Source organism: Legionella genomosp. 1, assembly GCF_900640215.1.
GTDB classification, from domain to species: domain Bacteria; phylum Pseudomonadota; class Gammaproteobacteria; order Legionellales; family Legionellaceae; genus Legionella_C; species Legionella_C quinlivanii_A.
Window position 1 is genome coordinate 50,638 of sequence record NZ_CAAAJH010000007.1, and the last position, 12,382, is coordinate 63,019.

The following is a 12,382-nucleotide window of genomic DNA, read 5'->3' on the forward strand; positions in this document are numbered from 1 at the left end:
CGCGCAGGCGGGGATACATCTCTGAGCTAGCTATAATGCCAACTGAGAAATAGATTCCCGCCTTCGCGGGAATGACAAAATTTCCGTAACTTAATGATCTTCGCGGGAACGAAAGTGAAATTACTCTTCTTCCCCACTACGATCTGAGCCGGCATCAGCTGTTTCAGTCTCAGCTGACTCAGTGCTTTCACTCTCAGCTTTCGCAGGGGCTTCAGGCTTGTCCTTCCACTCCAGTTTGATACGGCCTTGTTTGTCAATTCCAGCTACCAGCACTTCAATTTCCTGGCCTTCGCTGAGAACAGACTCCACCTTCTGAGAGCGATCGCTGCAGATCTGAGAAATATGCAGTAAACCATCTTTGCCAGGCAGAAGGTTAATGAATGCACCAAAATCAACTATCTTGCTTACTTTACCGCGATAGATCTGGCCTACTTCAACTTCAGCAACCAGAGCCTTGATTTGACGCTGTGCTTCTTCCAATGCCAGCGCATCAGGAGAAAATAACTGGATAACCCCTGTATCATCGATATCGATGGAAACACCAGTGCTTTCTATCAATCCTTTAATTGTAGAACCGCCTTTACCGATGACTGTCCGAATTTTATCTTCCGCAACTTTCATGGTGGTAATGCGTGGAGCATGTTGCGATAGCTCATCACGGTGCTCAGACAATGCGTTATTCATCACACCCAAAATATGAAGCCGTCCAGCTTTTGCCTGTTCCAGTGCCTGCTCCATAATCTCCCTGGTGATACCAGTAATCTTGATATCCATTTGCAAAGCAGTGACGCCTTGATCAGTTCCTGCCACTTTGAAATCCATATCACCCAGATGATCTTCGTCGCCGAGTATATCGGTCAATACAGCAAAGCGCTCGCCTTCTTTAATCAATCCCATTGCCACCCCGGCAACAGGAGCTTTCAGAGGAACCCCGGCATCCATTAATGCCAGACTGGTACCGCAGACGGTCGCCATTGAGCTTGAGCCATTCGACTCGGTAATGTCAGAAACGACTCGCAGGACATAGGGAAATTCACTGGCTGTTGGTAATACGGCGATTAGACTGCGCTTTGCCAAACGACCATGTCCAATTTCACGACGTTTGGGACTACCAACCATCCCCACTTCTCCAACAGAATAGGGAGGAAAATTGTAGTGGAGCATAAAGCGATCTTTTGATTCGCCGGTCAGGCTATCCAGAATCTGAGCATCACGCTCATTCCCCAAGGTTGCCGCTACAATGGCCTGAGTCTCACCGCGGGTAAATAATACCGAACCATGAGCTCTTTCCAGAAATTTGGTACGAATAGAGATAGGTCTTACAGTGTGCTGATCACGTCCATCGATACGAGGCTCGCCATCCAGAATACGATTACGGACGATTTCTTTTTCAAGCGAGTTCATTATGTCACTGATTTCTGCAGGCATAATTTCCTGGGTTTCGCCGCACATATTTTCAATCAGCTGCACTCTGATCTCATCCAGGCGCTGATAACGTTGTTGCTTGTCTTTGAGTAAATAAGCTTCTGTAATACTTCCTCTGGCAAACTCACTGACACGCTGAACCAGTTCCTGATTGGCAGGTTTCATTGTCCAGTTCCAGGGGGTTTTATTGACTTCTTTAGCCAATTCCTTGATCCCCTGAATAACAGACTGCATCATTTCATGGCCATAAAGCACAGCACCCAGCATGATTTCTTCGGACAATTCTTTAGCTTCGGACTCTACCATCAATATGGCGTCCTGCGTTCCAGCAACTACCAGATCCAATTCAGATTGCTGCAAGGTTTTGTAGCCAGGGTTCAAAAGATAAATGCCATCTTTATAACCAACTCTTGCGGCACCGATTGGTCCTTGGAATGGTAACCCAGAGACAGCTAACGCAGCAGAAGCACCAATCATGGAAATTATATCTGCTGGAACTTCCGGATTTAAAGATAAAACGGTGGCAATGACTTGCACTTCATTAGAAAAGCCTTCAGGGAATAAAGGACGTAATGGCCTGTCCATTAAACGAGAGGTCAGCGTCTCATGTTCGCTTGGCCGTCCTTCCCTTTTGTTAAAACCGCCAGGAATTTTACCTGCGGCATAACTTTTTTCCTGATAATTAACTGTTAATGGAAAGAAATTGTTTGAATCAGCGCCTTCTTTTTTAGCTACAACAGCTACCAATACCTGGGTACCTGCCATACTGGCTAATATGGCGCCATCCGCTTGTCTCGCAATTTCACCGGTTTCCAAAACCAGGCGATGCTCACCAAAGCGTATTTCTTTTATAATTTTGGACACGTAATTTACCTCATTTAATTATTATAAAAAAAAGGCGCAGAACACTGCGCCTTTCATTAGTCAAATATGTCAAGAGCTTCTGGCATTAAATGAAATCCTGAATCAATAAGAATCTCTTAGTCCCAAACTCTGAATTAGTGTTTGATAGCGACCTGAGTCATTATCTTTTAAATATTTAAGAAGCTTTCTTCTTTTGTTAACTAAAGCTTGCAAACCACGTTTTGAATGGAAATCTTTACGGTTCACTTTGAAGTGTTCAGTTAAATATTTGATACGTCCAGTAATAAGGGAGACTTGAACCTCGGGAGATCCGGTGTCATTGTCAGCTCGCTTGAACTGGTTGATGATTTCTACTTTTTGTTCGCTGCTTAGCGACATTGTTCACTCCTGGATATAAGCTAAGTGTGTGGTATTAAAGGCGAGCATTTTACCAAGACCACAACAAATAAACAAGTATTGGATAATGCATTGCTATACTTTAGTCAAAAAGTTATTCAAAAACAACTCTTTTTACAAAATTTCCACTAGATTTTTCTGAAGCGAATCAATCCGACTGCAACTCCAGCCCATCATTAAAACGACAGCAACCGTCTGACCAGTAAGTCTCCATTCTCATTGATTTCACCAATGCCGGAAAAACTGCTTTGATTATAAAGACGCAACAGGCCTGGAAGCACATCGTCTGTTAATTGGATTATTTTACCCTGCCGTAAGCTTTGCAACTGGTTATCTTCTAACTCAACCGCAGGCAAATGCGAAATCGCATCATCCATAGGTAATAGAAGTTTTTGCAAGTCATCTTGTACGGACAACTGCTCAAATGTATACATCGGCTCATGCTTAAATCCTGCAGTATGCAGTCGATGCAATTGTGTCATATGCGCATAAACGCCGAGCCTCTCGCCAATATCCTCAATGAGAGAGCGAATATAGGTTCCTTTACTGCAACTGACTTCAATAGCGAAATCCTGACCATCAAAGTTCTTTAATTCAATATGATAGATATTAATAATTCGTTTTTTTCGCTCGAGGGTCTTACCTTCACGCGCATACTTATACAGCGGCTTACCCTGATGTTTAAGGGCAGAATACATCGATGGAGTCTGCTCAATAGCCCCGGTAAATTTCTGGATCACCGAATGCAGCACGGATTCGCTAATCGCAGGTAAATCTGAAATCTGAGCCACGATGGTTCCAGTTGAATCACCACTGTCGGTTTTGATACCTAATCGGCCCGTCGCCTGGTAGGTTTTATCGGCATCCAGTAAATATTGGCAAACCTTGGTTGCCTCGCCAAAACATAAAGGCAGCATACCAGTAGCCAGAGGATCAAGACTGCCAGTATGACCTGCCTTAGTGGCATTAAGCAATCGTTTAGCTTTTTGTAATACTGCATTAGAAGACAGTCCCTGTGGTTTGTTCAACAGCAAAATACCATTAATTGCCAGGGAATCACGCGTCTTCATCAGGCTCCGCAGGGTTAACATCATCAATCAGCTTACTCAAACGACGGCCATACTCAATGGATTCATCATAGATAAAATGCAATTGAGGAGCTATGCGCAACTTTACAGAACGTGCCAAAGCGGTTCTTAAATAACTAGAAGCAGCGTTTAGAATCCCGGCTGTCATTTTTACATCATGATTCAGCACCGTGAAATATACTTTTGCATGGCTCAAATCAGGAGATACTTTTACAGCCGAGATTGTCACAAAAGAAGGCAGTCGAGGATCTTTAACTTCCTGCTGTATCAATTGTGACAGCTCCCGTTGCAGCATTTCCGCAACCCGATCTACTCGTTTAAAATTACTCATAAATCTCGTTTTATCTCAATCGTTTCAAAAACTTCAATCAAATCACCGGGTTTAACGTCATTATAGTTTTTAACCCCAATACCGCACTCAAATCCTTGACGTACTTCCAGGACATCGTCTTTAAAGCGGCGTAGCGATTCGAGAGTACCTTCATAAATAACCACATTATTGCGCAGCACACGTATTGGGTTATTACGTTTCACCGTACCTTCGATGACCATACAACCAGCAATTGCGCCTAACTTGGGAGAGCGGAATACGTCGCGAACTTCTGCAATACCTACAATTTCTTCTTTAAACTGTGGCGCTAACATACCCGTTAATGCACCCTTCACCTGATCTACAATGTCATAAATAACACTGTAATAATTCAAGGATACACCCTCCTGCTCGGCAAGGCGTTTGGCACCAGTATCCGCACGAACGTTAAAACCAATCAGGATCGCACTGGAAGCTATTGCCAAATGAACATCTGATTCAGTGATTCCCCCAACACCATTCGCAATAATCTCTACTTTTACTTCATCAGTTGAAAGTTTGACCAGCGCATCAGCGATTGCTTCGACAGAACCTTGAACATCTGCTTTAAGCACCACGTTAAGTACTTTAGCTTCAGTCGTCGTCATATTTTCAAAAATGCCTTCAAGAGACGATTTCTGGCGTCTTGCCAGTTTCACATCACGGAATTTACCCTGACGGAACAAGGCAACTTCACGTGCTCGTTTCTCATCCGGTACAACAACAGCTTCATCCCCTGCATGAGGTATGGCCGATAAACCCAAGACTTCCACAGGAATTGAAGGTCCGGCAGTGTCAACTAATGACCCATTATCGCTAACTAACGCTCTTACCCGGCCATATTGGAAACCTGCCAGTAAAATATCACCTTTATGGAGGGTACCGCTCTGGACGAGGACAGTAGCTACAGGACCACGGCCTTTATCGAGACGGGATTCAATTACCACCCCTTTGGCAGCACCATCAGTTGGTGCAGTCAATTCAAGTACCTCGGACTGCAGGAGAATTGCATCGAGTAATTCATCGACGCCTGTCCCTGCTTTTGCTGAAATCTGCACAAACATGTTATCGCCGCCCCATGCTTCAGGGATTACATCATAAGCAGATAACTCATTCATAACCCGATCAGGATCTGCATCAGGCTTATCCATTTTATTTACTGCGACAATGATAGGTACACTGGCCGCTTTCGCATGCTGTACCGCTTCAATAGTCTGTGGTTTAACACCGTCATCGGCTGCGACAATCAACACAACGATATCAGTAACCTGTGCACCGCGTGCCCGCATGGCTGTAAACGCCGCATGACCTGGTGTGTCAAGAAAAGTAATCTCGCCTTTCTCTGTAGCCACGTGGTATGCACCGATATGCTGTGTAATACCCCCTGCTTCACCCGCTGCAACTTTGGTACGGCGAATATAATCCAGCAGCGATGTTTTTCCATGATCTACGTGCCCCATGATGGTTACTACCGGTGCACGCTCAACACTATGGCTTCCTTTAGAGAGGGCATCACCAAGATTTTGCTCAATCGCATCCTCTTTCAGCAGATGGGCTTTATGTCCCATTTCCTCGACTACAATCAGTGCTGTATCCTGATCAATAACCTGGTTGATAGTTGCCATTGCGCCAAGCCCCATCATGACTTTAATAACTTCGGCAACTTTCACTGACATTCGCTTGGCTAGCTCACCCACAGTAATTGTTTCAGGAATAGCAACTTCCCTGACAACCGGTGCAGTAGGCATAGCAAATCCGTGGGTTAATGCTTCTTCAGCCTCCCGGTATTTATCAGATTTTTCATTTGGTTTTCGTTTTTTCGATTTGCCACGTTTGAAACGGACACCGGCGTCGTCATCATCACGTTCAGACATCTGCTGGTATTTAGGCTTCTTTTTCCCACGTTTGTAATCGCTTTTATCGGCTTCCATTTCCTCTTTGTCCATATGGCGTTTTTTAGGTGCCTTTTCCGATTTCTCATCGGTAGTTCTTGGAGTAAAGGGTTTTTGGACAGGCTCGGCAGCAGGAGTTTCGGCAACAGTGCTGGCAACTTCCTCCATTTTAGGAATAAGAGCTTCTTTTACTTCCTGGATTTCAGAAACTATTCCGGATTCATCGGTCTCTGCCACTTCAGCTGCAATTGGGGATTCTTCGTTGCTGACAGGCTCAATCGGCTCTTCCAAAGCAATCGGAGGTTCTATAACCTCTACCTCATGCTCCACAGGCTCCATCAACGCAGTGGTGGTCTCTACTTCGACTTCAGGTTCCTGCTCCAGAGCTGAGCGCTTCACATAAATGTGTTTTTTTCTAAATTCAACATTGACTGTTTTTCCACTGTGAATATCATGTCCCACAGTGACTTTGGTGAGACTTTTTCTTTTGAGCGTAATCCGCTCGGGACTCGCCCGCAGCTCGCCACGACTACTGGTTTTCAAGTGATTGAGTAAAATCCGCTTCTGATCTTCATTTACAGTTTGAGTACCATCAGTAAACGATAGCCCCGCTTCCTGCAACTGGTTTAACAGGCTCTCAACCGGGATACCCACGACCTGAGCTAATTGTATAACCGTTACATCCGCCATATTTATGATCCTCTTTTGGCAACTTCAATCAAATTGCTTTGTTCTAAATATCATTTCGTAACATTGGTCAGGCGCCCTGCAGACACTTAACCTGTTTTGCCCCAGATGTGCTTAATTTAGCTAAACCAGGGTTCACGTGCTTTCATTATTAAGGCAGCCGCCTTTTTCTCGGTCATACCTTCAATTTCCAGAAGCTCATCAACAGATTGCTCTGCCAAATCGTCCATGGTGACAATCCCTTTTTTGTTGAGGGCATCCGCAATCTCAGCAGTCATTCCTTCCATTTCTAGTAAGGAATTATCATTTTCACTCTCTAAATCCTGGCCTGAAGAAAGGGCTTGAGCAAGTAATGTGTCATTCGCTCGATTTCTCAATTCATCAACAATTTCTTCATCAAACTCTTCAATTCCCATTAGCTCTTCTTTGGGCACGTAAGCAATCTCTTCAAGAGAAGAGAAGCCATTGGCGACAAGCAGAGCTGCAATTTCTTCGTCAATATCTAGTGCTGAAGTAAACAGGTTTACTATTTTAGATGATTCTTCCTGTGTTTTTGCATTAAAGTCATCGACGGTCATCACGTTCAATGTCCAACCGGTTAATTGGCTGGCTAGTCTTACGTTCTGACCATTGCGCCCAATTGCCTGGGATAACTGCTCTTTCTGAACAGCCAAATCCATCGTATGACTGTCTTCATCTACAATAATGGAGGTAATATCGGCAGGAGCCATTGCATTGATAACTAATTGCGCCGGATTATCATCCCATAATATAATATCAACGCGCTCTCCGCCTAATTCGCTAGATACGGCCTGAACGCGAGCCCCTCTCATACCGACACAGGCCCCTACAGGATCAATACGCCCATCGTTAGTTTTTACTGCAATTTTAGCACGAATTCCAGGTTCTCGGGCAGCAGCCTTCACTTCGATAACATTCTCACCAATTTCAGGCACTTCAATGCGGAATAATTCAATCAGCATTTCATTACGAATGCGGCTGACAAACAATTGAGGACCACGTGATTGCGGTGTGATTTCATAGAGGTATGCGCGGACTCTGTCATTGGGTCTGAACATTTCATTAGGAAGCATTTCCTGACGTGGCATAAACGCTTCTGCTTTGCCGCCCAGGTCGATAATAATATTGTCTCTGGTTACTTTTTTAACGGTTCCATAAACCAGCTGCCCCTGTTTGGCACGAAACTGTTCGACAATTTGTTGCCGCTCAGCTTCCCGGACTTTTTGCATGATGACCTGCCGCGCCGTTTGAGCAGCAATACGTCCGAACTCAATAGAAGGCATCGGCTCTTCAATTTTTTCACCGATCTCAATGGCGGGTGAACGCTCACGGGCTGCTGACAGGGTTATTTCAGCCGCTGGATTTACAATCTCGTCATCTGCAACAACCTCCCAATAGCGGTAGGTCTCATATTCGCCTGTTTTAGGGTCAAGCTTAACGCGCACGCCCATGTCATGCCCTGACAATTTTCGAGTGGCTGATTCAAGAGCTGCCTGAATGGCTAACAACACGACATCTTTTGTCACCCCTTTTTCATTGGACAATGCCTCTGCTACTAATAACAATTCTTTACTCATGCCTGCCTCACTCGCCTGTCAAATTAGCTTTTATAATGTCGGAAAATGGTATTTCCAGATGTTCGTTTTCAACATTTAGTACCAAAGATTGTTCCTGAACGCTTTCAATGCTCCCTTTCAATTTTTTTCGTTGGCCTTGTATTGCTCTTCTAAGCTTCAGTTGAATTTCCTGTCCAACATACATTAAATAATGTTCTCTATAAAAGAGTGGACGCGGTATACCCGGTGAAGAAATCTCAAGGCTATAATTCCCGGGAATCGGATCCTCGACATCAAGCAATGCACTGATCTGTTTGCTGACTATTTCACAATCCCCAAGGCCAATGCCTTCGGGTCTGTCTATATAGACTCTTAACAGGGAATGTTTGCCCTGAGGTAAATATTCACAAGCCCATAGCTGGTAACCTAGTGCGGTCACTATTGGATATAACAAATTTTCTATATCATTTTTAATCATCGATAACTTCAATTTAGTTTAATCATTTGCTGTTCAGGAATTACTTTTTTCCTATGCTTGTTCAGTCATCTGAATTTACACCAGCGCTATGGCGATTTGAAGGATTCAACCTTTGTTCAGAATATGATTGCAGGAAACAGTACACCTCTCGGTTTCAAAGAGTGTTTATTGGCGTCGGAGCATTTAGTTCCAAAAGAATATATCTCCATACTCCAATTACCCATCCATCAATGATTTTGACATTCCCTTTCGCTCCTGGAAGCAGTTCAGAGGGTTGCCGATAAATGAGATCCGTTTTTTACATAATAAAAAACCCCATAAATGGGGCTTTTAGTAGTGGTAGCGGGGGCAGGATTTGAACCTACGACCTTCGGGTTATGAGCCCGACGAGCTACCAGGCTGCTCCACCCCGCATCAACAGAACCAAGTATACGCAGCATTTATTAACTCTGCAAGTATTTTCTTATAATCTCGTCGATTTATTGATATTGTTGTGTTTTATATGGTTAAACAAGGGTTTTTTGACTAAAACCAATACATATATTTGGAAGATACAATTTATTCCGGATTTACTGTATCGAATATTTATTATGCTTAGCTGTTGATTGGTAACAACAGGCTGAGCAACATAACCCAGCCCTGAGAGAACTAACTAACTGGAAAACGCGTTAACGCAGGCGGTTAATAAGCCTGTAGGAAACAAGCCAAGCGCAAGTAAAGACAGGCAATTGAGTGAATAAAGTAGTGTTGTAGGTCCTGACAGTCTGATAGGAGCACTATCTTCCATTTCATCAAAGTACATTACTTTAACCACACGAATATAGTAATAGGCACCAATCACAGCAAAAATCAGACCGAAAACAGCAATCCAGGTAAGGTGGACATCAACCAGCGCCTTGAGTACCAGCAGTTTGGTGAAGAAGCCCACTGTTGGAGGTACACCGGCCATTGAAAACATGACGATCAGCATCATAAACGCCATCCAGGGGTTTCGTTTATTAAGGCCTTTCAGATCGCTGATTTGTTCAATCTCTACACCACTGCGTGAGAGCAGAAGAATGATACCAAACGCAGCTACTGTCATGATTGAATACATGAGGACATAAAATAAGGCAGCGGAATAACCAGCCGCGTTACCAGCCAAAATACCAAATAAGGCATAGCCGGCATGTGAAATTGCAGAATAAGCCAGCAGCCGTTTTAAATTCGTTTGAACGATTGCCAGCAGATTGCCAATACCAGTAGAGAGTAATGTGATAACAATTAATAGTTGCTGCCAATCAGCCGCCAAGTCAACTAGTCCAAGCGTAAGCAATCGGAAAGTCATCCCAATTGCCGCTATTTTAGGCGCAGTACTGATAAATAAAGTTACAGAAGTTGGCGCCCCCTGATATACATCGGGTGCCCACATGTGAAATGGCACTGCAGCAAGCTTAAAGGCAAAGCCGGCAACAATAAAGACTAATGCGAAGGTCAGCAAGCTGCCCTGCTCCTGCCAGTTCGCAGCAATTGCATTGGCAATGTCCAGTAAATCGAGTTTACCGGTTGCTCCATAGACGAGGGACATGCCATAAAGCAGCATACCAGAAGCAATAGCACCCATTACGAAATATTTCATGGCAGCTTCTGAAGCATCGCTGTTTGTTCGTCTTATAGCGGTCATTGCATAAAGCGGTAATGACAACAGTTCAAGTCCAAGATAAACCGTCAGCAGCGAATGAGCGGAAACCAGGATCATCATTCCTAAAGTGGAGAAAAGACCCAGCACGTAGTAATCACCCGAGGGCATCTGACGTTCATCCAGATACTTTTCTGAATAGATAAAAGCAAGAAACACGCTAAGCAGAATGAATAATTTCATTAACTGGGAAACATCATCACAGATAAAAAGTCCGCCTAGCACGATAACTTTAAAATTACCCAGAAGCAGATAGCAGACTACTCCAGCCAGTAACATACCCGCCAGGCTAATGCCATAAGCCAGGTTTTTAATTTTTTCCCTGAAGAAAAGATCGCCCAACAAAGCCAGACAAGCTGTTATCAGGAGTATTATTTCCGGTATGGCGACATGTAGATTATCAAGTAAAGACATCATGTTTATTAACCTTGCATTTTTATAATTTTGATTTATCAGCCTGAGCCAATGTGTAACTGACGGACTGATGAACGTAATCAAGAACTGGCTTTGGATAGACTCCCATAAGAATAACCATCAATGCCAACAGCACATAGGCACTGGTCTCATAAACAGATAAATCTTTCAAAGCAGCTACTTTTTCATTTGCAATTTTGCCGAAAATGACGCGTTTATACATCCATAATGTATAGGCAGCACCGATAATCAGTGTCGTAGCAGCCCAGAATGCAATCCAAAACCCGGCTTTAATGCTGCCAAGAATAACCATGAACTCGCCCACGAAACCGGAAGTACCTGGTAAGCCTGCATTAGCCATAGCGAACAGCATAAAGAAGGAGGCAAAGACAGGCATGGTATTTACAATACCTCCAAAATCACTGACTTTACGGGTATGCATGCGATCATAAATAAATCCGACACCAGCAAACATCCCACTTGATATAAACGCATGGGAAATCATAACAACAATGGCGCCTTCAAGCACGAGCCCTGCGTTGCTTAAGCCAGATCGCTCAGCAATAGTGAATATTGTAAAGCATCCTAATGTGACAAAGCCCATGTGAGAGATTGATGAATAAGCAATCAGGCGTTTCATGTCTTTTTGAATAATCGCAACCAAACCTACATAGACCACGGCTACTAAAGACAATCCAATCATCAATGGCGCATAATGTCTGCAGGCGTCTGGAACAATCGGTAATGCAAAGCGAATGAATCCGTAAGCTCCAAGCTTCAGTAATATAGCGGCCAGGACAATTGAACCACCAGCCGGTGCTTCTGTATGAGCATCAGGCAACCAGGTATGAACAGGAAACATGGGTATCTTGATAGCAAAACCCAGAAAAAACGCTATAAAAATCAGGGTCTGAGCTGTCATTCCCAATCGAATCGCATAGAAAGTTTCAATTTTGAAAGAACCAACTGTATATCCCATATATAAGAATGAGGCCAGCATTAACACTGAACCAAGGAATGTATAGAGGAAAAACTTAATGGCAGCATAAACACGATTATCCGATCCCCAGATACCAATAATCAGATACATCGGTATTAATGTCGCTTCCCAGAAAATATAGAAGACAATGGCATCGGTTGCGGAGAATACTCCAACGAGCAAGCCCTGCATTATCAGAAAGGCTGACATGTATTGGGCAACACGCTTATGTATGCTTTCCCAGGTCGCAAGAATAACTATCAGATTAGTGAAAACACTTAATACAATTAGCAGTATCGATAAACCATCAACACCCAAAGTATAATTGATTCCTAAAGCCGGCAGCCAGATAATTTCTTCTACATACTGCATACTGTATGTATTTGGATCAAACCCGGTCATCAGAGGGATGCACATTAATAACGTCAGCAGCACGGTAAATAATGACAAATACCGGGCTGTGTTTGGGTTTTTGTCATCACCAGTGAGGAATACAAAGACACCGCCAACAATTGGCAACCAGATCAATAAATTCAGCAAATGATACATACCTTC

At 43.7% G+C, this 12,382-nt stretch carries 8 protein-coding genes, 1 tRNA gene and 2 pseudogenes; all 11 read right to left on the reverse strand.

What is annotated here, in order from left to right; all coding sequences use genetic code 11:
• Positions 1-120: 120 nt before the first annotated feature.
• The 11 genes and pseudogenes from pnp to E1O89_RS08485 all read right to left on the reverse strand — a co-directional run bounded on the left by pnp (position 121) and on the right by E1O89_RS08485 (position 12,376).
• Positions 121-2,289 (reverse strand): polyribonucleotide nucleotidyltransferase, encoded by a 2,169-nt coding sequence (pnp, locus tag E1O89_RS08440; RefSeq protein WP_133139786.1) that lies wholly within the window; start codon positions 2,287-2,289, stop codon positions 121-123.
• 102 nt (positions 2,290-2,391) lie between these two features.
• On the reverse strand, positions 2,392-2,667 hold the full coding sequence (rpsO, locus tag E1O89_RS08445; protein WP_058507252.1) for a 30S ribosomal protein S15: 276 nt from the start codon (positions 2,665-2,667) through the stop codon (positions 2,392-2,394).
• 194 nt (positions 2,668-2,861) lie between these two features.
• Positions 2,862-3,755: a tRNA pseudouridine(55) synthase TruB gene (gene truB / locus E1O89_RS08450; protein ID WP_133139787.1), complete on the reverse strand. Its 894-nt coding sequence runs from the start codon at positions 3,753-3,755 to the stop codon at positions 2,862-2,864.
• The gene (gene rbfA, locus E1O89_RS08455; protein WP_133139788.1) at positions 3,742-4,104 is read right to left on the reverse strand and encodes a 30S ribosome-binding factor RbfA; all 363 of its coding nucleotides are present in this window, start codon (positions 4,102-4,104) and stop codon (positions 3,742-3,744) included. The genes truB and rbfA overlap by 14 nt, the downstream gene beginning before the upstream one ends.
• A pseudogene (gene infB, locus E1O89_RS08460) lies at positions 4,101-6,101 on the reverse strand (translation initiation factor IF-2); the annotation flags it as partial. The gene rbfA and the pseudogene infB, both read right to left, overlap by 4 nt.
• A gap of 293 nt (positions 6,102-6,394) precedes the next feature.
• Positions 6,395-6,704, reverse strand: a pseudogene (locus E1O89_RS15785) (translation initiation factor IF-2 associated domain-containing protein); the annotation flags it as partial.
• A gap of 116 nt (positions 6,705-6,820) precedes the next feature.
• Positions 6,821-8,299, reverse strand: coding sequence for a transcription termination factor NusA (nusA, locus tag E1O89_RS08465; protein ID WP_133139790.1), 1,479 nt, complete (start codon positions 8,297-8,299; stop codon positions 6,821-6,823).
• A gap of 7 nt (positions 8,300-8,306) precedes the next feature.
• The gene (gene rimP / locus E1O89_RS08470; RefSeq protein ID WP_133139791.1) at positions 8,307-8,756 is read right to left on the reverse strand and encodes a ribosome maturation factor RimP; all 450 of its coding nucleotides are present in this window, start codon (positions 8,754-8,756) and stop codon (positions 8,307-8,309) included.
• A gap of 337 nt (positions 8,757-9,093) precedes the next feature.
• Positions 9,094-9,170: transfer RNA gene (locus tag E1O89_RS08475), tRNA-Met, on the reverse strand.
• A gap of 238 nt (positions 9,171-9,408) precedes the next feature.
• Complete coding sequence (nuoN, locus tag E1O89_RS08480; RefSeq protein WP_133139792.1) at positions 9,409-10,851, reverse strand: NADH-quinone oxidoreductase subunit NuoN; 1,443 nt, start codon at positions 10,849-10,851, stop codon at positions 9,409-9,411.
• A 19-nt stretch (positions 10,852-10,870) separates the two neighbouring features.
• Complete coding sequence (locus E1O89_RS08485; RefSeq protein WP_133139793.1) at positions 10,871-12,376, reverse strand: NADH-quinone oxidoreductase subunit M; 1,506 nt, start codon at positions 12,374-12,376, stop codon at positions 10,871-10,873.
• Positions 12,377-12,382 lie beyond the last annotated feature (6 nt).